The organism is Bradyrhizobium lablabi, assembly GCF_018129385.1.
Taxonomy (GTDB): Bacteria; Pseudomonadota; Alphaproteobacteria; order Rhizobiales; family Xanthobacteraceae; genus Bradyrhizobium; species Bradyrhizobium lablabi_C.
Genome location: NZ_JAFCLN010000002.1, coordinates 173,464 through 195,495 on the forward strand (window position 1 = coordinate 173,464; position 22,032 = coordinate 195,495).

Sequence of the window (22,032 nt, forward strand, 5' to 3'; positions counted from 1 at the left end):
CTGCCGTTCAACGCGCCATCGTGCCGCCTTGCATTCAGAAGGTCAGGCATGTGCCCGGTCGCGCACCAGCAGAAGATCGAGATGCTCCGTCGAATTGACGGACCGGCTGAAGTCCCGCAGCACCCTTACCAGCTCATCAATTCCGAGAAGACGATCGTTTTCCGAATGGACGTGCCAATTTCCAATGTAGCCGGCGACGAAGTGCCGTTCGACAAAATCGATGAGCAGGCTTTCGTGTTGACCCATTCGCCTCACCAGATACGGGCAAAATTCCAGCGACAAGAGATCCGCCGAAGATACGACCGTGTCCCCACCCTTCAGAACGTGCGCTTCGCCTCCTTGCGTGTCGATTTTAACAAAAAGGGGACGGCGTATATTCTGGATGTCCACCACGCTGTCCAGTCGCCTAGCGGCGACGGTCGTGACGGCGCGATGTTGCTCTCCAAATGCCCCGTCCGTATCGACCACTCGCACGCGATGGTCCCCGTGATTCCAGTCCGAAATTTCGAACGAAACCTCGCCTTCGGTGTCGAAGATCGCGAGATTGAACAGCTTGACCGACGCGCCCGGACAGAGCCGCTCGGTGTTGGCCTGCAACAGCTTGAAGTTGTTGATATCCGGCTCGAAGCAAATGCAGTCGACGCCAGCCATCGCGATCGGCACGGTCGTCAGTCCGATATTGGCACCGACGTCGATCATCGTGCCGGGACCGAAGCGTCGAAACCAGTTCAGAAGAAACTTCATCAGTTCAGGCGAGTAGGTGCCCGTCAGCATGTATTCGCTGAGCACACCGAGATCCAAGGGGTTTCCCTGAAACTGGCCATAAGACCCGTCAACGGCCACGGTACGAACGCGAAGCGTCTTCACCAGAGCGCGAAACATGATCAGCTTCATCGAGGTCGGCATGCGGCGGATCGCCCAATCACCCGCAGGTTCCATTGCGTGCCAAATGCGCTGGAGCAGAAGTCGCAAGGTTGGTCGCATAGTTCTCTCGGTTCTCGGTTTCAAATTGACCAATGGCAGGGGATTGCGAGGGCTGGAAGAGATCGCGGCGCTCTGCTAGCGCATGCTGTCCCTCTTTTGAAGTGAGATTTCCGATATGTCCGACGCCATCCGCTCCCTGATCGCCGGCAACTGGAAGATGAACGGCCTAAAGGCGTCCATGGCCGAATTTGACGCAATGCTGGCAGGCGGGGGTGCGTTCGCCGAAAAGACCGATCTTCTGGTCTGCCCGCCGGCCACCCTGATTGCCGCGTTTGCCGACAAGGCTAAGGGCAAGGGCGTGGCGGTCGGCGCGCAGGATTGCCATCAGAATGCGTCCGGCGCGCATACCGGCGATCTTTCGGCGGAGATGCTGGTCGATGCCGGCGCCAGCGCGATCATCGTCGGGCACTCCGAGCGCCGTGCCGATCACGGCGAGAGCGATGCGCTGGTGCGGCAGAAGGCGCAAGCGGTCTGGCGCGCCGGCGCCATTGCGATCGTTTGTATCGGCGAGACGCGCGCACAGCGCGATGCCGGGCAGACGCTCGATATCTGCGGCGGGCAGCTCAAGGGCTCGTTGCCGGACGGTGCGACCGCGGCGAATCTTGTCGTTGCTTATGAGCCGGTCTGGGCAATCGGCACCGGGCTGACGCCGACGACTGCGGATGTCGAAGCGGTTCACGGGTTTATCCGCCGTGTGTTGACCGATCGCTTCAAGACGGAAGGTGGCAGGATGCGCATCCTCTATGGCGGCTCGGTCAAGCCGTCGAATGCGAAGGAATTGCTTGATGTCGCCAACGTCAACGGCGCGCTGGTGGGCGGCGCCAGCCTGAAGGCGTCGGACTTTTTGGCAATCGCGGCAGGTTGTTAGGCCGCGAGCCTCGCGATCCGCTTCCAGTAGATCATCGTGCCTGTGAGGCCGCCATGCGGCTTGAACGCGTAGTCCGGGATGACGCCCGTTAGCTCGAAGCCTTGCTTTTCGTAGAATTTCGAGGCGCCGTCCTCGACCGCGGTATCGAGCACCAGAAGCGTGCGTCCGCGTTCGATCGCGAGCGTCTCGGCCGCGCGCATCAGGGCGGTGGCGATGCCGCGATGGCGGTGGCTGACGCGCGTCATCATCTTGGCGATCTCGGCGCGGTGCGGCTGGTTGGGCGGCAGGCTGAGCAGCAAGGTGACGGTGGCGATGACGTGTTCTGCGTCGAACGCGCCAAGCACCACGCGTTCGCCGCGCGCCGCCGACGCCAGCGAGTCGCGCCAGAATGCGTCCGCCGCCTCGGGCGCGAGCGGGTGCATGAAACTGACCGAGCCGCCGTGCGCTACCGTTTCCACCAGGAGCTCGCTCAGGGCTGCGCGGACATGCGGCTGATCGATGAGCGGCGCGATGCTGACGGACATTTGTCAGCTCCGCGCCAGCGCGACGGCGTAGACGCACGGCGCCGGCGTCTCGTTCGCAAAGGTGGTTTCCGCCGGCGGTCCAAAACCGAGACAATCGCCGGCGGCGAGCACATGCCGGGTGCCAGCCTCCGTGATGACGATGCTGCCGCTCAACACCCAGAGCAATTGCCGGATATGGGCGTAGGAGGAGGCGGGCAGCGTCACGCGTTGCCCAGGCGGCATCTCGACGCGGATCAGCTCAACGGGATGATCCGGGCGGCTGAAAACCTGCCGGCGGACATATCCCGTCTCAGGGTCGCGCCAGACCGGCTGCTCGCCGGCGCGCGACAGCCGCTCGCCCTGGCCTTCGGCGCGCAGCATCAGGCCGGCCAAGGTCAGGTCGAAGGCGCTTGCCAGCCGCACCAGCACAACGGCGGTGGGGCTGACCTCGGCGCGCTCGATCTTGCTGATGGTGGCCTTTGACACGCCGGATCGTTCGGCCAGATCCGCCAGCGACCAGCCGCGGCTGTCGCGTTCCAGCCGCAAGCGGTGGGCGAGGCGATGGCTGAGATCGTCTTCCAAAGTATCCATTTGTCAATTATAGTAGAAATTCTCTACCCGGTGCAAGCTGCCAAAGCGGGGGTGCGGCAAGGGGCGCGGGCCTGCTTGCCCAAAACATCATCGGCATTATCTCGGGGGTGACAATGTCAGGTGCTTTCGTGTAACACCGCGCGACTTCACCAAAACCCTGCAAGTCCACGAGCCGGATGCCGGCCATGCCCGGCTTGTGACGGAAGGTAGCAATGCAGACTGTCGTTATCGTCATCCACCTCATGATCGTCGCCGTGCTGATCGGCGCGGTGCTGCTGCAAAAGTCCGAAGGCGGCGGCCTTGGTATGGGCGGCGGCGCGGGCTTCATGTCGAGCCGCGGCACGGCGAACCTGTTGACGCGGACGACGGCGATTCTGGCGGCCGGCTTCTTCATCACCAGTCTGTTTTTGTCCTGGCTTGCGAGCTACGACCGCAAGCCGACCTCGATCATGGGCGGCGCGCCGGCCTCACAGTCCGCGCCCGCAGGCGGCAGCCCGATCCAGGCGCCGACCTCGGGCGGCGTGCTCGATACGCTCAAGAAGGTCGATGAGCAGCAGCAACAAAGCGCGCCCAGCGGTCCGCAGGCGCCGCGGTCGCAATAAAGCGGGGTGGCCATGCAGGACGGACGGCTTCCGCCCTGCATCCAAAATCCCCATCAATACCCTGATATCGCTTCAGGTTTTTCGTCACCCACAGGCCCACAAATTGTTTGCCTGAGATCGCGATTCGTTTTGGCGAATCGGATTCTTGGCGTTAGAGGTTAGGTCCCATGGCGCGGTACATATTCATCACCGGCGGCGTGGTTTCCTCGCTCGGAAAGGGACTGGCTTCGGCGGCACTCGGCGCGCTGTTGCAGGCCCGCGGGTACAAGGTCCGTCTCCGCAAGCTCGACCCCTATCTCAACCTCGATCCCGGAACGATGTCGCCGTATCAGCACGGCGAAGTGTTCGTGACCGACGACGGCGCCGAGACCGATCTCGATCTCGGCCACTACGAGCGTTTTACCGGCCGTCCCGCCACCAAGCAGGACAACATCACGACCGGGCGCATCTACCAGGACATCATCAGCAAGGAACGGCGCGGCGACTATCTCGGCGCGACCATCCAGGTGGTGCCGCACGTCACCAACGCGATCAAGGAATTCGTGCTCTCGGGCAATGACGAGTACGATTTCGTGCTGGTCGAGATCGGCGGCACCGTCGGCGACATCGAGGGCCTGCCGTTCTTCGAGGCGATCCGCCAGCTCAAGAACGAATTGCCGCGCGACCACGCGGTCTACATCCACCTGACGCTGCTGCCGTACATCCCAAGTGCCGGCGAACTGAAGACAAAACCGACGCAGCATTCGGTGAAGGAGCTGCGTTCGATCGGCATTCAGCCCGACATCCTGCTGTGCCGCACCGACCGTGAAATCCCGAAGGAAGAGCGGCGCAAGCTCGGGCTGTTCTGCAACGTGCGCGAAAGCGCCGTGATCGAGGCGAGGGACGTCGACAATATCTATGCCGTGCCGGAGGCATACCATGCCGCCGGCCTCGACGATGAAGTGCTGGCCGCCTTCGGCATCACGCCAAAGATTCCGCCGGCGCTGCAAAGCTGGAACGTCATCAACGAACGGGTGCGCAACCCGGAAGGCGCGGTGACCATTGCCATCGTCGGCAAATACACCGGCATGAAGGACGCCTATAAATCGCTGATCGAGGCGCTCTCGCATGGCGGCATCGCCAACAAGGTGAAGGTCAATCTCGACTGGATCGAGAGCGAGGTCTTTGAGAACGAGGACCCGGCGCCGTTCCTCGAGCACGTCAACGGCATCCTGGTGCCCGGCGGTTTTGGCCAGCGCGGCGCGGAAGGAAAGATCCGCGCGGCGCAGTTCGCGCGCGAGCGCGACGTACCGTATTTCGGCATCTGCTTCGGCATGCAGATGGCCGTGATCGAGGCGGCGCGCAATCTCGTCGGCATCGAGAACGCCAACTCCACCGAGTTCGGCCCGACGCCGGAGCCCTTGGTCGGCCTGATGACGGAATGGCTGCGCGGCAATGAGCTGGAAAAGCGCTCGAAGACCGGCGACCTCGGCGGCACCATGCGGCTGGGGGCTTACCCTGCGGCGCTCAAGCGCGGCAGCCGGGTGTCGCAAGTCTATGGCGGTGCCACCGAGATTTCGGAGCGGCATCGCCACCGCTACGAGGTCAACACCGCCTACAAGGACAGGCTGGAGCAGCACGGGCTGCGTTTCTCAGGGCTATCGCCGGACGGTGTGCTGCCGGAGATCGTCGAATACGAGGACCATCCCTGGTTCATCGGCGTGCAATTCCATCCCGAATTGAAATCGCGCCCGTTCGAGCCGCATCCCTTGTTTGCGTCGTTCATTCAGGCGGCAGTGGTGCAGTCGCGGCTGGTGTGATGTTCTGCCTCGGCTGGACCGATGTTGGTCGGCACCATTGCCGGAGCTGACACGACCGCATTCCGCGTGACCAGCTTGTTCTGCGGCCGGCGCGTCAACCGATAGACCGCCGCGGGTGGCACGTTCAGCATCGCGCGGTCGATCAGTTTTGCCTTCAATCCAAGCCGGTCGAGGACCGGGCGCGGTACCGGACATCGCATGCCGTAGGTGAATTGGTAGAATGCCGCGCCCGGGCGCATGTAACTGAACGCGCCGCCGACGATCGAGATGATCTTGCGGGGCGACATGTTCAGCATCGGCAAGCCGCTCACGACCGCGCCGACCGGCGCGCCGTCGAACAGGCGCTCCGTCGCCAATCGCGCTGCGTCCATCCAGAGCACGCGGGCGCCCGGGAAACGCACCTGTAACAGCTTCATGAACTCGGAGCCGTATTCGACCAGCGTCAGGTCCTGCTGACGGATGCCGCGATTGAGAAGCTGGTAGGTGAACGCGCCCGTGCCGGGGCCGAGTTCGAGGATCGGGCCGCTCGAAGCCGTGATCTCGCTGGTGATGAGATCGGCGAGAGCGGGACTGGACGGGGCGATCGCGCCGACGCGGCCGGGAGCCGACATCCAGGCCAGGAAGAAGGAGAAAAAGTCGTGTGACATGCGCACTCCGGCAAAAAATGATCGCGTCTCGATTCGATGACGAGGCGTCATTAATGTCGCGTGCCTGCATTGCGATAGCATTGCGCGGTCGGAATGCGATGCGGCTCTATTTGCCGGAAGCAGCAGGCGGCAGCGCGAGGCGAAAGCACGCACCGCCATTCGGTCCGTCGAACACCGAGACATGGCCACCATGCAGGCGCACGATCTCGCGCACCATGTTCAGCCCGAGGCCGGCACCGCGATCGAGCGGCGTAAGACGGTAGAACGGCTCGAAGATCAGCGTGCGTTGCTCCGGCGGAATGCCGTCGCCTTCATCGCTGACGTCGATGGTCGCAGGCAAACCGACGTGGATACTGATGGTTCCGCGCCGGCCACCATGCTGGATCGCATTCTGCACGAGGTTGGTCAGAGCGCGCTCCAGCGCGGAGCGATCGCCGATGACCTCGACGCTTTCGCCCGCCGTATCAAGCGCCAGCTCGTAGCCTCCGGCGATCGCCAGCGGTGCGAGGTCGGCGGCGACGCTTTGCGCGATCGCCACCAGATCGACGCGGCCGAACGGATGACGGCATTGGTCGAGGCGCTGGATGTCGAGCAGCTGTTCAGCAAGCGTCGACAGCCGCGCGGTATCTTCAAGCAATCGTGTCTTGTCGGACCCCGCCGGCAGCGCTTCCAGCCGTGTGTTCAGGATCGCGATCGGCGTGCGCAGCTCATGCGCGGCGTCGGCGACGAAGCGCTGGTGGCGCCGATAACCTTCATCCAGTCGCGCCAACGCGTCGTTGATGGCGTTGACCAGCGGCACGACCTCCAGGGGGATGTATTCGGCAGACAGCCGGGCGCCGCGCTGGTGAATATCGATCTGGCGCGCCTGGGCTGCCGTCGTATCGAGCCCGGCGAAGGCACGCCGCACCACCATCGGCGTCGCGATGAAGGTCGCAATCGCCATCAACGCAAGGCCGGGCAGGGCGACGCCGAGAAACGCCAGCGTCGTGGCGAGCACCGTCCTGGCGCTGGACAATGGCTCCTGCGTGGCCGTGAGCACCTGCACCGAACCTGCGTCGGTATTGACGCGCTTCAAGCGCGCTGGCGGCTTGCGCGGATCATCCTCGAGCAATTGCCAGCCGAGCCGCGCCTGGCTGATTTGGTCGAGCGCGTCGCCGATTTTGGCAAATTCGGGCGGCACAGAGCCTTCCGACAGCGAATGGCCCTGCCGGTCTCGCACCATGAACCAGAGGTCGGATGTTTTGTCGCGGAGCTCCTTCAGGTCTGCGGTCGGGCGTAGTATCAGCTCGCCTTGCGCGTCACGCGCGAGCGCGCGCTGCACGATGGCGATGACATGATCCTCGTCCCGCGGAACGAGCAGGATGCCGGAGACGCACAACGCGCCGATCAGGAGAACGACGAGCGTCACCAACAGGGCCGCCTGCATCGAGATCAGCCGCCAGCTCAGCCGCGAGCGCAGGCAATAGGGGTCAGCGTGGCCGGTCACGGTATCTGCCTCAGCAAATAGCCGACGCCGCGGATGCCGTGGATTTCGACCGCGGCGTCCACCTCGGCGAGCTTGCGGCGAAGCCGCGATACATGGGTATCCAGCGCATTCGACTGTACCGCGTCATCGAAGCTGTACACGGCCTCCTCGAGTGCGGACCGCAGCACGGTCCGGCCGAGGCGTCGCACCAGCGTTTCCAGCACAAGCAATTCGCGCCGCGGCAGGTCGAGCGGCCGGCCATCGACGCTGGCCTCGCGATGGCCGAAGTCGAAGGCAAGCCGCCCGGCCTTCACGATGTCCGGCTGCATGCCGGCCGGCCGGCGCAGCACGGCGCGCAGCCGCGCCAGCAACTCTTCGACCGCGAACGGCTTTGCCAGATAGTCATCTGCGCCGCTGTCGAGGCCGATAATCCGATCCACAAGCTCGCCGCGCGCCGTCAGCACGATGATCGGCACCCCGTCGGCCCGGGCCCTGAGTTTCGGGATCAGCGCGAGGCCATCACCGTCCGGGAGCTGCCGGTCGAGCAGCACTGCGCCGTGGACATCGGCGGCAATGGCCTCTTCCGCCTCGGCAAGCGTCGGGACATGGTCTACCACCATGTCATAGCGCTTCAGTGCCGAAGCGAGCGCCGCGGCCATTTCCGCTTCGTCCTCAACGAGCAATATCCGCATTCCCTGCACCTGCCATCCTGACCGGGACGTATTAGCGCCAGTATCATTGCGGCAGCATTGCGGGAGCGGGCGTCAGGGTGGCCCGGAGGAGCTATGCGCGTCGCGCCACATGCCGTGCGGGATGGAGCCCAAGACAGTGACCCGGCCGGCCGCTATAACGCGCCTCCACAACAATTCCGGGGAGGAAAACGGATGATCATGGAAATGCGCGTCTATCGCTGTCTGCCGGGCCGGCTGCCGGCGCTGATGAAGCGGTTCGATACGCTGACGCTGAAATTGTGGGACAAGCACGGCATCAAGCAAGCTGGCTTCTATACCACGCTGATCGGCACCTCCAACCAGGAGCTGACCTATTTCGTCGCGTGGGATTCGCTGGCCGACCGCGAAAAGAAGTGGACCGCATTCCAGAGCGATCCCGACTGGATCGCCGGCCGCGCCAAGAGCGAGGAGGACGGCCAGATCATTGATAACATCGTCAGCCAGCTATTGGTGCCGACGGCGTTCTCGGCGGTAAAATAACCGGCCCGCAACCCTGATATTCGGGGGCCTTACGGGGTTGAACTTGATAGCTCTGACCGGCATGGTCCGCGGCGAAACAAGGAAAAACCCGTGAGCGCAAGCACCTCAGCAGCATCCGTCGTGGCGGCCGGCCCGGTCAAGTTCGGCAATGACCTGCCGATCTCGATCATCGCCGGCCCGTGCCAGCTCGAGAGCCGTGCGCATGCGCTGGAGGTTGCGTCGGCGCTGAAGGAAATCGCTCAGCGGCTGAAGATTGGGCTGGTCTACAAGACCTCGTTCGACAAGGCCAACCGCACCTCGGTCTCTGCGACGCGCGGCATCGGGCTCGAAAAGGCATTGCCGATCTTTGCCGAAATACGTTCCTCGCTCGATCTGCCCGTTCTGACCGACGTGCACGAGGCCGCGCAATGCGCCGACGTCGCGCAGGCCGTCGACGTGCTACAGATCCCCGCGTTCCTGTGCCGGCAGACCGATCTGTTGCTGGCGGCGGCGGCGACCGGAAAAGCCGTCAACGTCAAGAAGGGGCAGTTTCTCGCGCCGTGGGACATGCAGAATGTCGTTGCGAAAATCACCCGCGGCGGCAACGCCAATGTGCTGGTGACCGAGCGCGGCGCTTCCTTCGGCTACAACACACTGGTCTCCGACATGCGCGCGCTGCCGATCCTGGCGCGCACGACCGGCGCTCCCGTCATCTTCGACGCCACCCATTCGGTGCAGCAGCCGGGCGGGAAGGGCGCGTCCTCCGGCGGCGAGCGCGAATTCGTCCCCGTGCTGGCGCGCGCGGCGGTCGCGGTCGGCGTTGCCGGCGTGTTCATCGAGACGCATCCCGATCCCGACCGCGCGCCGTCCGACGGACCCAACATGGTGCCGCTCGCCGAGTTCGAGGGACTTGTGAAGGCACTGATGGCGTTCGACGCACTGGCCAAGCAAGACCTCAAGAAAACACCGCGGTGAGCGCTTCCTCGCTTCCACCAGCCCTCAACATCATCGCGCTGACGACGTTTGCCGCCAGCCTTTCGGGCCGGGCGCTCGATCCCGTGCTGCCGCACGTCGCCGACGAGTTCAGCGTCAGCATTGCGACGGCCGCCGGCTTTTCGGCAGCCTTCGCCTTCACATTCGCGATCGTGCAGCCGGTGCTCGGGGCTGCCGCCGACATGTTCGGCAAGGCGCGACTGATGACGATTTGCCTCGCGCTGCTCGGCGTGTCCTGCATCCTCGGCGCGCTGGCGAACTCGTTCGCCATGCTGTTCGTCACCCGCATCCTTGCCGGCATCGGCTCCGGCGGCGTCTTTCCGGTCTCGCTGTCGCTGGTCAGCGATCTCGTCGGGCCGGAAAAGCGCCAGGTCGCAATGAGCCGGACGCTCGGAGGCGCGATGGCGGGTAATCTTTTGGGCGCCACGGCATCGGGGCTCATCGGCGATTTCCTCGGCTGGAGAGGCGTGCTCGCGGTGCTCGGCGTGCTGGTGATAGCGGCCTCGATTGCGGTCGCCGCCGGCTTCAGGGGAGCCGCGCTGGCGCGTCCGCCGCGCACAAATCTCTACGCCATCCGGCAGGGCTATCGCACCATCTTCAACAACCCGAATGCGAAATTCTGCTACGGGGCGGTGTTCATCGAAGGCTGCTGCGTGCTGGGACTGTTTCCCTTTATCGCCTCGTTCCTGTTCGATCTCGGCCAGACGTCGGTTTCCATCGCAGGCATCGTGATCGCCGGCTTTGCCATCGGGGGACTGTTCTACACGCTGACGGTATCGCGTTTTCTGCCGCGGCTCGGTGTTCGGGGCATGATGATCACCGGGGGGGCGCTGGTGGGCCTGCAACTGGCCGCTGTCGCGTTCGGCCCGGACTGGCGGATCCAGCTGGCAATCCTGCTCTTCATGGGTTGGGGCTTTTACATGATCCACGGCTGCCTCCAGGTGTTTGCCAGCGAGCTTTCGGCGGAAGCGCGCGCGACCGCGCTCGCGCTGCACTCGTTCTTCTTTTTCCTGGGCCAGACCATCGGCCCGATCGCCTATGGTTTCGGCATAAGCCACGCCGGCAAGACTCCGACGCTGCTGGCGGCGGCAGCGATCATGATCGCGCTGGGATTTGCCTGTGCCAGGTTGTTGCGGCAGGTGCGGCCGGCGGATGCAGGATCGGTCGCGTCAGGATGACGCACGCTTTGCCTGCGCGATAGGCAGCGATGCGCCTGCCGTATTGCATGCATGGCACGGAGATTGCTTGAATTTTCGTCTACAGGTGAACCAGTGGACGCCCAACTCCATAATTCCAGCAATATCATTTCCCCGGCCCGCACTACCGGATATGCCACCCAACCTCCGCTTCAGCGATTTCTCGCCGACTGCTACGAGGAATTTCGATCCGATCATTCCGGCGCCGTGGCCGATTACATTCCCGAGCTGAAGCGCGCCGATCCGGCGCATTTCGGTATCGGCCTCGTCACGATCGATGGCCACATCTATGAAGTCGGTGACAGCCGGGTACCGTTCACCATCCAGTCGGTATCGAAGGCCTTTGTGTTCGCCCTGGCGCTTGAACTGGTCGGCGAGGAGCGCGTCTCGGCGGCGATCGGCGTGGAGCCGAGCGGCGAAGCCTTCAATTCGATCCGGCTCACCAACGACAATCGGCCGTTCAATCCGATGGTGAATGCCGGCGCGATCGCATGCTCCGGATTGATCCATCAGGTCGACGGCAAGGCTGCATTCGCTCGCATTCATGAAAAGCTCAGCCAGTTTGCCGGACGCGAACTCGGTGTCGATGACGCCGTGCATGCATCCGAAACCGAAACCGGCAACCGCAACCGGGCGATTGCCTGGCTGTTGCGCAATTATCTGGTGGTGCAGGGCGACGTCGATGCCGTGCTCGACACCTATTTCAAGCAGTGCGCCATCCTCGTCACTGCGCGCGATCTCGCCGTGATGGCGGCGACACTGGCCAACCGCGGCGTCAATCCGGTCACCGGCGTGCAGGTGATCGCGCCGAATGTGGTGGCGCGAACGCTGTCGGTGATGACCAGTTCGGGCATGTACGACTACGCCGGCGAATGGATCTATCGCGTCGGCATCCCCGCCAAGAGCGGCGTCGGCGGCGGCATCGTTGCGGCGTTGCCTTCGCAGATGGGGCTTGGCACTTTCTCGCCGCTATTGGACGGCCATTTCAATAGTGTGCGCGGCCTCAAGGTCTGTGAGGCGCTGTCGGCGCGCTTCGACCTGCACATGCTCAACCGCAGCTCCGACGTTCGCACCTGCATTATCGCCGACTACGACATCTTCGGAATTGCATCGCGGCGCAGCCGCCAGCCGCATGAGCAGCAGATCCTCGACGACCGTCACAGCGACATCCGCGTCATCGAACTGGTCGGCGCGCTCAATTTTGCAGCCATCGACTATGTTACGCGGAGGCTCGCCGGCGAGCCACCGAACGCACCATTGCTGATACTGGATTTCCGCCGGGTGCCAGACCTTACCGCGGCCGGTGCGCAACTGCTCGGCGAAAAGCTTACGATCCTGGGCAATGCCGGCGTCACCACGATCCTGACCGGTGTTGAGCCGACCTCGCAGGTCTGGTCGGCCATCCGGGACCGCGTTCTCGAGCCCAGGCGGCTGCGGCGTTTTGCGCTGCTCGACGATGCCATCGAATGGGCTGAGGACCAGGTGATCTACCGCTATGGCGGTTTCACGGCGCAAAAGGAAACGACGCATCTCGGCGAGCAGGCGCTGCTCGCCGAGCTCGATCCGGAAGAGATCGCGGCCCTGGCCGAGTTGTCGACCATGCGCCGCTACGAAGCCGGCCAGCGCATCATTAGCGCAGGCGATCCCGCCAACTCGCTGTTCTTTCTGCAAAGCGGCATGGTCAGCGTGAAATTGCCGAGTGGCGTGCGGCTGGCCTCGCTCGGGCCGGGGATGGAATTCGGCGAGATGGCGATCATCGAGAACCGGCGCAGCGCCGACGTCTGGGCCGATACCGCGGTCAAATGCCTGGAACTCCCGCTTGACGCGTTTGCCGACTACCGCCAGCTTCATCCGCAGATTTCCATGAAGATCATGAGAAATCTTTCGGCGCTGCTGGCGCGGCGTCTCATCCTCGCCAACGCCAAGGTCGATCTGCTCAGCGCTTACTAGCAATGCGCTTCGCGCCATTATCGACAGGGTGATGACGGCAAGCTTCGCCCTGGCGCTTGCCAAGTTCCAATATTGTGCAAAGATAAATCGGCTTCGAATGTCGACGCGCGGCTAATGGTTTGACTTAAATCAATGAATCAGGCCCTCGATAGGGTCGATTTTCCCTGGCGCCATACGAACAAGCGCGCGCTCGAATGGAGAGCTTTTTTGAGTGAGCCGATGCATCCCGCCGCGCCGCATCACCTGCCGGCCTTCATCACCGCCCCGGGTGAAACCGACGTGCTGATGTGGATCGTCGGCATTTTCCTGCTGGTCGCGATCCTCACATTCGGAAATATCTATCTGCACCTGCACACGCTGCCGGAGCGGATGGCGCACAGGGGGCACAAGCTTCAGTTCGAGATCGTGGCGGTGCTGGGTTTGCTGGCGCTATTCACCCACATCCACATTTTTTGGGTCGCAGGCTTGCTCCTTGCGATGGTCGACCTGCCTGATTTCGGCTCGCCGCTGCGCCGGATTGCGGGATCGGTCGAGAAAATGGCCGGCGTTACGCCCGAAGAAGAACCGGCCGTTGTGCCCGATGACACCGGTCCGCGCCGGGTGGTCGCCGGCGACGGCAAGTCCCCAGCCACCAAGAGCGAGGTGCACGGCCATGCTTGAGCTGCTGCTTTGCTCGATGTTGACGATCCTGCCCGACTATCTCTATCGCCGTTACCGGCAGGGCAAGCGGTGGGGCAAGGAGATCAATCTCTTCTCGGTGTGGTTCGAGCTGCGATACGGCATCGTGAGCTGCCTCATGCTAACGATCGCGCTGATCACGATGATCTTCTATTTCCATCCGTCGACGTCGTCGGCAACCCTTTACTTCCGGACCGTCCCGATCGTCACCGAAACGGTCGGCCGGGTCGCGGAGGTTCACGTTGATTACAGCGCGCCGGTCAAACAAGGCGATGTGCTTTTCACGCTGGACAATTCAAAGCAGAGGGCCGCGCTGGAAACGGCCAAGCGCAAGATCGCCGAAGTGGATGCTGCGATGCTGGCGGCGGAAGCCGACGTGCTCAAGGCGGAAGGCCAGCTTCAGGAAGCGAAGAATTCGCTACAGCAGGCTCAGGACGAGCTCGACGTCAAGACCGAGCTACAGCGGCGCAACCCCGGTATCGTGCCGCAGCGTGACATCGAAAAGCTACAGGTGATCGTCGCCCAGCGTCAGGGCTCTCTCGACGCGGCAACGGCTGCAAAACAGTCCGCGTCGACGCGCGTTACCGCGCTCATTCCGGCCGAGAAGGCCAGCGCGCAAGCGGCGCTCGCCGAGGCGCAGGTCGATCTGGACAAGACCTTTGTCCGGGCCGGCGTAAATGGGCGCGTCGAACAATTCCTGTTGCGCCCCGGCGATATTGTCAATCCGATCATGCGCGCCGCCGGCGTCCTGATCCCCGAAGGCGACAGGCAGCGCGTGCTCTCTGCTGGGTTTGGCCAGATCGAGGGCCAGGTCATGAAGGTCGGAATGGTGGCCGAGGCGACCTGCATCTCGAGGCCCTGGGTGATCATCCCGCTGGTGGTGACCAACGTGCAGAATTACATCGCGGCCGGTCAGTTCAGGGGCGGCGAGCAATTGCTCGAAGCGCAGAGCACCGTCCGCCCGGGAACGATTCTCGTGTTCATGGAGCCGATCTTCAAGGGCGGCCTCGATGGCGTGACGCCAGGCAGCAGTTGCGTCGCGAACGCCTACACCAGCAATCACGAACTGATCGCCTCGGGCAAGGTCGGTGGCTTCAAGAGCTTTGCATTACACGTCGTCGATGCGACGGGACTTGTGCATGCCTTGCTGTTGCGCATCCAGGCGCTGCTGTTGCCGGTCAAGACGCTGGTGCTGAGCGGGCACTGAGCGGACCTCGCGCGGGCTCGATTCAAAAATAGCGAAACAACCCCATGGACGGTAGGATATCAGGCGTCTTTTGGGTAATAAATTACCCGCGTCCGCGGTAAGGCGCGACGCCTTGGTCTGGCACCCACAGGCCCTTGGGCAGGCGGCCGGTCTGCCAGAACACGTCGATCGGGATGCCGCCGCGCGGATACCAGTAGCCGCCGATGCGCAGCCATTTCGGCTTGATGGCGTCTACGATGCGCTTGCCGATCATCACGGTGCAATCCTCGTGGAATGCGCCGTGATTGCGGAAGCTTGCGACAAACAGCTTTAGCGATTTGGATTCGAGCAACCACTTGCCGGGCACGTAGTCGATCGCAAGATGCGCGAAATCCGGTTGGCCCGTCACCGGGCAGATCGAGGTGAATTCCGGGACCGTGAAGCGCACCAGATAATCGGTATTCGCCTGCGGATTGGGAACGGGATCGAGCACCGCCTTTTCCGGGCTGTCGGGCCATTCCACGGCGCGGCCGAGTTGCAGGGATTTTTTCGCCATGATGTCGGTCCTGTGTCAGAGCCGTCATTGGCGCAAGGGGAAGTGGCCGTCAACCGTCAACGCGAAGCGGGATCGGACAGGAAGCGCACCAGCGCGCCGCGGTCACCGGCATCCTCGATGCCGCGGATCGACATCCACAACCCCGGAAACATTTCGGCGGGGTCGTTAAGGAAACGGTCGAGCCGCTGGGCGTCCCAGCGCAGGCCGTCGGCGTTCGCCTTGCGCAGCGCGGGCGAATAGTCGAACCCTTCGGCACTGCCGACCGTTCGTCCGATCAGATCGGACAAGTTGGGGCCGGGCAATCCCTGTTCGGCGGGATCGAGGCTGTGGCAGGCGCGGCAAGGCGTGAACAGCTTTGCCCCGTCTTCGGCTGATGCGGAGACGGGGGCGAGAAGCAAGAGGAAGCAAAGCGCTGACTTCACGCGACGGTCTGGATTCGCACCAGGCGGTTGGTCCCGGACTCGCCGCCCCACACTTCGCCCGGTCTGCCGGCAAGGTGCCGCACATTGGCGCCCGCCATGTCGCTTGGGAACGAGTCGAACTTTTCGCTCATGGGGTCGAAGCGCACGATCGCATTCGCCCCGAAATCGGTGAGCCAGACCTTGTCCTTCTCATCGACGTAAACCGCGTAGGTGCGGGGACCGGAGCCGGGCAGCTTCCAGGCCTTCCAGGAATTGTCGGATGGATCGTGCATCGAGACGTTGCCGCTGTTCCACTCGCTGACCCAGATGCGGCCCTTCGAATCCGACCACACCCGCCGCGCGCCCTGATTGGGCGTCGGCGGCTCGACCACGGTGGCATCGCCGGTCCTGGTGTTGATTTTGGCGATGTGGCTGCCGGCGAGCGAGGCGTACCAGATGTCGCCCTGCGGCGTGATGGTGATGCCATAAGTGCCGCGGCCGCGCGGCGACTTGAACACGTGCATTTCGCCCGATTTGGGATCGAGCCGGCCATAGATTCCGCTTTGGCCGGTGAACCAGTAGATGCCGTTCCTGTCGAACACGGCCGTGTTGAGATTGGCATAGGCCGCGCTCTCGGGCAGGCGGAACAACTGCACCTTGTGGTCACCGGGGTCGACGCGCGCGATCGCATTCTGCCCGCCTTCAGTGATCCAGGCTGCGCCGTCCGGCCCGACGATGACGCCGTGAGGCGCAGCTCCCTTGCCAAGGTCGATCTGCTTGAACGAGCCATCCCGTGGATCGAGCCGCCCCAGCGTGCCGTTGCGCTGGCCGCAATACCAGATGGTGCCGTCAGGCGCGGCGGCGGTGTCGCGCGAGCCCGAACCGGGCGCCACCGGAAAGTATTTCACCCGGAACGGGCCTTCCTGGGCATCGGCGTGGCGCAGGAGCGCCGGGGCGGCCAAAATTGCGGCAGTCGTGAAGTTGAGAAACTTGCGGCGATTCATTGCGTTACCCCGGCTTCTGAAGGGGAAGGTTTGGGCGCTTGGATCAACCTTTGAACAGCATAAGCCTATCACATCCAAACGTCCCGATCGGGCATCCGCGAGAGCGTTCACATTTGCTTGCCCGCCGTGTATGACCCCGCCAAATCCAGCCACATCTCACTTTGGGGACGACAACATGACTGCCATCGTTGACATCATCGGCCGCGAAATCCTGGACAGCCGCGGCAATCCCACCGTCGAGGTCGACGTGATCCTCGAGGACGGTTCGATGGGGCGGGCTGCGGTGCCGTCGGGCGCTTCCACCGGTGCACATGAGGCGGTGGAGCTGCGCGACGGCGACAAGGCGAAATATCTCGGCAAGGGCGTGCAGAAGGCGGTCGACGCCGTCAATGGCGAGATTTTCGAGGCGCTGGCCGATCAGGCGGTCGAGGAGCAGGTGCACATCGATCAGACCATGATCGATCTCGACGGCACGCCGAACAAGAGCCGGTTAGGGGCCAACGCGATCCTCGGCGTGTCGCTGGCCTGCGCCAAGGCCGCGGCGGAATCGTTCGACATGCCGCTGTATCGTTATGTCGGCGGCACCTCGGCGCGGACGCTGCCGGTGCCGATGATGAACATCATCAATGGCGGCGTGCATGCCGACAATCCGATCGACTTTCAGGAGTTCATGATCCTGCCGGTTGGAGCGGCGACATTCGCGGACGCCCTGCGCTGCGGCTCGGAAATCTTTCACACGCTGCGCGGCGAATTGAAGAAGGCCGGTCACAATACCAATGTCGGCGATGAGGGCGGCTTTGCACCGAACCTGCCGACGGCGGATGCAGCGCTCGAATTCATCATGAGCGCGATCGGCAAGGCCGGCTACAAGGCGGGCAGCGACGTGATGCTGGGGCTCGATTGCGCTTCGACCGAATTCTTCAAGGACGGCAAATACGTCTACGGCGGCGAGAACAAGACGCGCTCGATTTCGGAGCAGGCCAAATATCTTGCCGATCTCGTCTCGCGCTATCCGATCGTCACCATCGAGGACGGCATGTCGGAAGACGACATGGAGGGCTGGAAAGAGCTGACCGATCTGATCGGCAAGAAGTGCCAGCTCGTCGGCGACGATCTGTTCGTCACCAACGTCAAGCGCCTCGCCGACGGCATCAAGGGCGGTCTTGCCAATTCGATCCTGATCAAGGTCAACCAGATCGGCACGTTGACGGAAACGCTGGCGGCGATCGAGATGGCGTACAAAGCCGGCTATACCGCAGTGATGTCGCACCGTTCAGGCGAGACGGAAGATTCCACCATCGCTGATCTGGCGGTCGCCACCAATTGCGGGCAGATCAAGACCGGCTCGCTGGCACGCTCCGACCGCACGGCCAAATACAACCAGTTGCTGCGCATCGAAGAGCAGCTCGGCAAGCAGGCGAAATATGCCGGGAAGGCGGCGTTGAGGGCGCTGGCGTAAAGGCAAAGCGTTTTCGAGCGAAGCCTGTCCCGCACTCGATGCGGGATGGATACCGGTTCGCGTTAAGAAAACGCGTCATACAAAAATGAGCCCCCGTTCCGATTCCATCGGAACGGAAGCGGCTCTACCGCGCTGCTGCGAGCTTGGGCCGCTGGGGCTTGGACGGTTTCGCCGCTACCGCGCGCTTTGCCGCGCTGGGCTTGCTGTGCGCGGCGTGCCTCGTGCGCTTCTTGACGTCGGCGCTCGCGGCCTTCGCGCCGCCGCGGCGGGATGCGTATTCCGGGCCGTCGATCGGGCCGACATGCGGCGGGTCGAAGGCGAGATACGGCCGTCCGATGCCGTATTGCTTGCCGTTCGCATCGACCCATTTCCAGAGGATTTCGGTCGAGGTCCAGCGCTGGGCGCGACTGGCGCCGTTGACGCTCACGATGTCGGCGGCAAGCCCCTTGCCGTAACCGCCGCGGAGACTGCCGCCGTGATACGACCTGTTCGCCGCCGCCTTCAGGCCGGCTGCGATCGACTGGCGGTAGTCGTCGCGGAACGCGCTGGTGATGCCCGGCTGGAGCCCGGCATTCTCCGCCGCCTGTAGCATATAGAACAGTTTCAGCTTGAAGCTCCTGTCCATGCCGCCGATCACGTAGTCGCTCATCGACATGCCGATGCGTTCGGCCGCCTTGGGATCCTTCCAGGTGAAATCGTTGTCGACGAGTTTTGTGAAGCTGCGGGTGACCGTGATCAGCTTGCCCTTGCGCTTGATCTGCACCTTGCGCTTCTCGGTCTCCTTGATGGTGTCTTCCTTGGGCGTGCGCTCATACAGTGCGAACAAGTATTGGTCGATGCAGGGCTCCGCGACCAGGCACTCGCCGACGATCTCGATGCGGTTCGGATTCGGCCTGATATCCTGAGGAGGCGACTCGATGGTACCAGATATGGCCGCCTGCACGGGCGAAGGTGCCTGCGGCAACACTTCCGCGGGATCGCCCGCCGTAGCGACGACGATCGGCTTCAGCTCCGCCTCGGCGGTCGCCGTAATCTCGGCGGTCGCTGTAATGGTGTCGGGCTTTGTCGCCGCGGGTGGATTCGCCACGAGGTCGGCGGCCGCTTCAACCTCAGTGGTTTCGGGTATGGCGGTGCTTACCGCAATTGTCTGCGCCGCAATCGTCTCCGGAACTGCTACCTGCGGCGCAGCCGCATGGTTGACCGCGGCGGTCAATGAAGGCGCGAGCCGGTCGACGACATGCGTCGCCGCGTCGGTGTTCTCGATGCGAGGTGAGGCCGTGCCGGTAAGGCTGACGAAAGCCCAGCCTGCAACTACGACGGTTGGATAAAACGCCGCCGCCAAACTTGCGGATCGCCGCGGGTTCATGATCCCTGCCTCCAACGGCCCCCATCGAGCCCGGTTGCACAATCAAGTATCCGACTCCGATGTTTCGGCCCGGAATGTGGACGTGCAAGGGCGGATGCTACAGGAATTCAAATGATTTGGGGAACTGTTGCCGTGGCGCAACGCGTCGGTCTGTGGGTATGTGCGTCGGCTCGAACACGCCGCAATCGTTAACGTCATTGCGGACCGTGGCCGAAAATGGTGTTTGGACAAGCAAAAGCGCCGGTGTGTCCGGCCGCGGGCAGGGAGGAAGTGGTCATGAGTGATGGCAAGAGCGGGCTGCAACTGCGTTCGCTGCTCAAGAAGAGCGGCGAGCTCGAACTTTCGCTGGTGAATATCCCGACCCCGGAACCCGCGGACGACGAGGTGGTCGTGCGGGTCGAGGCGACGCCGATCAATCCATCCGACCTGGGCCTCTTGATCGGCACCGCCGACATGTCGACCGCCAAGGCGTCGGGCACCAGGGACGCGCCCGTGATCACGGCAAAAATGCCCGATGCGGCCATGCGGATGATGGCGGCGCGGCTCGATCAATCGCTCCCTGTTGGCAATGAAGGCGCCGGCACCGTGATCCGGACCGGCGCATCGGATGCCGCGAAAGCGCTGATGGGCAAGACGGTGTCGATGATCGGCGGCGCGATGTACACCCAGTATCGCGTGCTCAGGGTGAGGGACGTGATGGAGCTGCCGGCCGGCACCACAGCGGCCGACGGCGCATCCTGGTTCGTCAATCCGCTGACCGCGCTCGGCATGACCGAGACGATGCGGCGGGAGAACCACAAGGCGCTGGTGCACACCGCGGCCGCCTCGAACCTCGGGCAGATGCTGAACAAGATCTGCATCAAGGACGGCATCGGCCTCGTCAACATCGTGCGCAGTAAGGAGCAGGCCGACATCTTGCGCAAAATCGGCGCGAAATACATCGTCGATTCCTCCACCGATACGTTCATGGACGATCTCACGGGCGCGGTGGTGGAGACCGGCGCGACGATCGCCTTCGATGCGATCGGCGGCGGCAGGCTGGCGGGCCAGATCCTCACCGCGATGGAGATCGCCGCCAACAAGACCGCGAAGGAATACAGCCGTTACGGCTCCAACGTGTACAAGCAGGTCTACATCTACGGCAGCCTCGACAATCGGCCGACCGAACTCTCCCGGTCATTCGGCCTGAGCTGGGGTGTCGGCGGCTGGCTGCTGACGCCGTTCCTGCAAAAGATCGGCCCGGCCGATATTGGCCGGCTGCGCCAGCGCGTGGCGTCCGAACTGAAGACGACGTTCGCCAGCCACTACACGCGGGTGGTGTCGCTACAGGAAACGCTGCAACTCGACAACATCGCTGTCTACGCCAAGCGCGCCACCGGCGAGAAATTCCTGATCAACCCGAACAAGGAGGCGTGAGCAACTGTCCTGTTCGCGGCTTCCTGCAAGCGCATTTTTGTGAACGCTGCGTTTCCGGATTGCGGCATGCATGCACTTGCATGGGACTACGGCTGCCGCTAGGTCAGTTTCGCCTGTCGGTTCTCAAAGGAAAAATTCAATGGCCTATAATATCGTCGCGATCGTCGGCAGTCTTCGCAAGGACAGTTTTTCGCTGAAGGTCGCCAATGCGCTGGCAAAGCTGGCACCGGCTTCGCTTCAGATCGACGTCACCACGCTTCATGGCCTTTCCTTCTTCAATCAGGATCTGGAAGCGGCACCCCCGGCCGACTGGCTCGCCTTCCGCGAAAAGGTGCAGAAGTCGAACGGCATTATCTTCGTCACGCCGGAGTACAATCGTTCGATCCCGGGCGTGCTGAAGAACGCGATCGACGTCGGCTCGCGGCCCTATGGCAAGAGTTCGTTCCTCGGCAAGCCGACGGGGATCGTCTCCAATTCGCCGGGCGCGCTGGGCGGCGTAAGCGCGGCCAAGCATTTGCAGAATATCATGCCGGGCATCACGGGCCCGATCATGGGACAGCCTGAAATCTATCTGAACGCCATCGGCGCTGCCTGCGACGATAAGGGTCAGCTCGCCAGCGAGCCGGTGCAGAAGGTGCTACAGCAATACATCGACGCCTTTGCGGCCTTCGTTGAGAAGCAGAGCAAGTAACGCCCAGCGCCCCGCTTAGCATTCCGTTAACCCCATGGCCGCATGGTTGCGGCCATGGTCTCCCGTACCCGACTCAAATCGATCCTTACCGGGCTCGCGCTCTATACGATCGCGGCGCTGATGGTCGGCTATTTCGGCGTCAACGCCTACACCGGCAAATACGGGCTGAACGCGCGGCAGGAACTCGATCAGGAGATCATTGCGCTGACCTCGGAGCTGGCGCGGCTGAAGCGCGAGCGCGCCGAGGGCGAGCAGCGGGTATCGCTGCTGCGCTCCGACCGGGTCGACCCCGACATGCTGGATGAGCGCGCGCGATTCCAGCTCGACTACGCCAATCCGCGCGATCTGGTCCGGGTCATCAGGCCGGTCAGCGGGCGCTGAGGCAGACGCACAATCTCTTTCGGAAAACCGGTACCTACTTATCGCTACGCGGCCTCTGGCTCCGGAGTGTGCGCAAATTTCAAAATCCGGTCACAACGATCACGAA

General features: G+C 63.2%; 23 protein-coding genes. 13 read left to right on the forward strand and 10 right to left on the reverse strand.

The window, feature by feature from the left end:
- Window positions 1-42: 42 nt before the first annotated feature.
- Complete coding sequence (locus tag JQ628_RS04315) at window positions 43-972, reverse strand: FkbM family methyltransferase (protein WP_212219811.1); 930 nt, start codon at window positions 970-972, stop codon at window positions 43-45.
- 127 nt (window positions 973-1,099) lie between these two features.
- Between JQ628_RS04315 and tpiA the strand changes: the two genes are divergently transcribed.
- Entirely contained in the window at window positions 1,100-1,852 is a 753-nt protein-coding gene (tpiA, locus tag JQ628_RS04320; RefSeq protein WP_212219814.1) for a triose-phosphate isomerase, read from the forward strand.
- Here the strand turns inward: tpiA and JQ628_RS04325 are convergent.
- Both JQ628_RS04325 and JQ628_RS04330 read right to left on the reverse strand, forming a co-directional pair.
- Window positions 1,849-2,376 (reverse strand): GNAT family N-acetyltransferase, encoded by a 528-nt coding sequence (locus tag JQ628_RS04325; protein ID WP_212219817.1) that lies wholly within the window; start codon window positions 2,374-2,376, stop codon window positions 1,849-1,851. The genes tpiA and JQ628_RS04325 overlap by 4 nt on opposite strands.
- Before the next feature lie 3 nt (window positions 2,377-2,379).
- Window positions 2,380-2,946, reverse strand: coding sequence for a helix-turn-helix domain-containing protein (locus tag JQ628_RS04330; RefSeq protein WP_212219820.1), 567 nt, complete (start codon window positions 2,944-2,946; stop codon window positions 2,380-2,382).
- A 212-nt stretch (window positions 2,947-3,158) separates the two neighbouring features.
- Between JQ628_RS04330 and secG the strand changes: the two genes are divergently transcribed.
- Together secG and JQ628_RS04340 are read left to right on the forward strand one after the other, a co-directional pair.
- Entirely contained in the window at window positions 3,159-3,548 is a 390-nt protein-coding gene (gene secG, locus JQ628_RS04335; protein ID WP_212219823.1) for a preprotein translocase subunit SecG, read from the forward strand.
- 167 nt (window positions 3,549-3,715) lie between these two features.
- Window positions 3,716-5,347, forward strand: a complete 1,632-nt coding sequence (locus tag JQ628_RS04340) for a CTP synthase (RefSeq protein WP_212219826.1) — start codon at window positions 3,716-3,718, stop codon at window positions 5,345-5,347.
- Here JQ628_RS04340 and JQ628_RS04345 read toward each other — a convergent pair.
- From JQ628_RS04345 to JQ628_RS04355, 3 genes are all read right to left on the reverse strand, one after another.
- Window positions 5,314-5,994: a class I SAM-dependent methyltransferase gene (locus JQ628_RS04345; protein WP_212219829.1), complete on the reverse strand. Its 681-nt coding sequence runs from the start codon at window positions 5,992-5,994 to the stop codon at window positions 5,314-5,316. The genes JQ628_RS04340 and JQ628_RS04345 overlap by 34 nt on opposite strands.
- A gap of 106 nt (window positions 5,995-6,100) precedes the next feature.
- Entirely contained in the window at window positions 6,101-7,480 is a 1,380-nt protein-coding gene (locus JQ628_RS04350; protein ID WP_212219832.1) for a sensor histidine kinase, read from the reverse strand.
- Window positions 7,477-8,151: a response regulator transcription factor gene (locus JQ628_RS04355; protein ID WP_212219835.1), complete on the reverse strand. Its 675-nt coding sequence runs from the start codon at window positions 8,149-8,151 to the stop codon at window positions 7,477-7,479. Before JQ628_RS04355 ends, JQ628_RS04350 begins: the two co-directional genes overlap by 4 nt.
- A 192-nt stretch (window positions 8,152-8,343) precedes the next feature.
- Here JQ628_RS04355 and JQ628_RS04360 point away from each other — a divergent pair, with 192 nt between their 5' ends.
- The 6 genes from JQ628_RS04360 to JQ628_RS04385 all read left to right on the forward strand — a co-directional run bounded on the left by JQ628_RS04360 (window position 8,344) and on the right by JQ628_RS04385 (window position 14,673).
- A complete protein-coding gene (locus JQ628_RS04360) occupies window positions 8,344-8,670 on the forward strand; it encodes an NIPSNAP family protein (RefSeq protein WP_057834587.1) in 327 nt (108 codons plus the stop codon).
- A gap of 90 nt (window positions 8,671-8,760) precedes the next feature.
- Window positions 8,761-9,624 (forward strand): 3-deoxy-8-phosphooctulonate synthase, encoded by an 864-nt coding sequence (kdsA, locus tag JQ628_RS04365; RefSeq protein WP_212219838.1) that lies wholly within the window; start codon window positions 8,761-8,763, stop codon window positions 9,622-9,624.
- Window positions 9,621-10,820, forward strand: a complete 1,200-nt coding sequence (locus JQ628_RS04370; protein WP_212219841.1) for an MFS transporter — start codon at window positions 9,621-9,623, stop codon at window positions 10,818-10,820. The genes kdsA and JQ628_RS04370 overlap by 4 nt, the downstream gene beginning before the upstream one ends.
- A 93-nt stretch (window positions 10,821-10,913) precedes the next feature.
- Window positions 10,914-12,788 carry a glutaminase A gene (gene glsA / locus JQ628_RS04375; RefSeq protein WP_349628017.1) on the forward strand — a complete coding sequence of 625 codons (1,875 nt, stop codon included), beginning with the start codon at window positions 10,914-10,916 and terminating at the stop codon, window positions 12,786-12,788.
- A 207-nt stretch (window positions 12,789-12,995) separates the two neighbouring features.
- On the forward strand, window positions 12,996-13,448 hold the full coding sequence (locus JQ628_RS04380) for a hypothetical protein (protein WP_212221096.1): 453 nt from the start codon (window positions 12,996-12,998) through the stop codon (window positions 13,446-13,448).
- Window positions 13,441-14,673: an HlyD family secretion protein gene (locus JQ628_RS04385; protein ID WP_212219847.1), complete on the forward strand. Its 1,233-nt coding sequence runs from the start codon at window positions 13,441-13,443 to the stop codon at window positions 14,671-14,673. Before JQ628_RS04380 ends, JQ628_RS04385 begins: the two co-directional genes overlap by 8 nt.
- Before the next feature lie 82 nt (window positions 14,674-14,755).
- Here the strand turns inward: JQ628_RS04385 and queF are convergent, their stop codons facing one another.
- Genes queF through JQ628_RS04400 form a run of 3 tightly spaced genes read right to left on the reverse strand, consistent with a single transcriptional unit; the run spans window position 14,756 to window position 16,613 of the window.
- On the reverse strand, window positions 14,756-15,208 hold the full coding sequence (gene queF / locus JQ628_RS04390) for a preQ(1) synthase (RefSeq protein WP_212219850.1): 453 nt from the start codon (window positions 15,206-15,208) through the stop codon (window positions 14,756-14,758).
- Between the two features lie 56 nt (window positions 15,209-15,264).
- Window positions 15,265-15,630 (reverse strand): c-type cytochrome, encoded by a 366-nt coding sequence (locus JQ628_RS04395; RefSeq protein WP_212219853.1) that lies wholly within the window; start codon window positions 15,628-15,630, stop codon window positions 15,265-15,267.
- The gene (locus tag JQ628_RS04400; RefSeq protein WP_212219856.1) at window positions 15,627-16,613 is read right to left on the reverse strand and encodes a Vgb family protein; all 987 of its coding nucleotides are present in this window, start codon (window positions 16,611-16,613) and stop codon (window positions 15,627-15,629) included. The genes JQ628_RS04395 and JQ628_RS04400 overlap by 4 nt, the downstream gene beginning before the upstream one ends.
- 175 nt (window positions 16,614-16,788) lie before the next feature.
- Between JQ628_RS04400 and eno the strand changes: the two genes are divergently transcribed.
- On the forward strand, window positions 16,789-18,072 hold the full coding sequence (gene eno, locus JQ628_RS04405; RefSeq protein WP_212219859.1) for a phosphopyruvate hydratase: 1,284 nt from the start codon (window positions 16,789-16,791) through the stop codon (window positions 18,070-18,072).
- Between the two features lie 124 nt (window positions 18,073-18,196).
- Here eno and JQ628_RS04410 read toward each other — a convergent pair whose 3' ends face one another.
- Window positions 18,197-19,438, reverse strand: coding sequence for a hypothetical protein (locus tag JQ628_RS04410; RefSeq protein ID WP_212219862.1), 1,242 nt, complete (start codon window positions 19,436-19,438; stop codon window positions 18,197-18,199).
- Window positions 19,439-19,714: 276 nt separating this feature from the next.
- Between JQ628_RS04410 and JQ628_RS04415 the strand changes: the two genes are divergently transcribed.
- The 3 genes from JQ628_RS04415 (at window position 19,715) to JQ628_RS04425 (ending at window position 21,926) form a co-directional block, all read left to right on the forward strand.
- The gene (locus tag JQ628_RS04415) at window positions 19,715-20,854 is read left to right on the forward strand and encodes a zinc-binding dehydrogenase (protein ID WP_212219865.1); all 1,140 of its coding nucleotides are present in this window, start codon (window positions 19,715-19,717) and stop codon (window positions 20,852-20,854) included.
- Window positions 20,855-20,993: 139 nt separating this feature from the next.
- On the forward strand, window positions 20,994-21,545 hold the full coding sequence (locus tag JQ628_RS04420; RefSeq protein WP_212219868.1) for an NADPH-dependent FMN reductase: 552 nt from the start codon (window positions 20,994-20,996) through the stop codon (window positions 21,543-21,545).
- Window positions 21,546-21,599: 54 nt separating this feature from the next.
- The gene (locus JQ628_RS04425; RefSeq protein WP_212219871.1) at window positions 21,600-21,926 is read left to right on the forward strand and encodes an FtsB family cell division protein; all 327 of its coding nucleotides are present in this window, start codon (window positions 21,600-21,602) and stop codon (window positions 21,924-21,926) included.
- Window positions 21,927-22,032 lie beyond the last annotated feature (106 nt).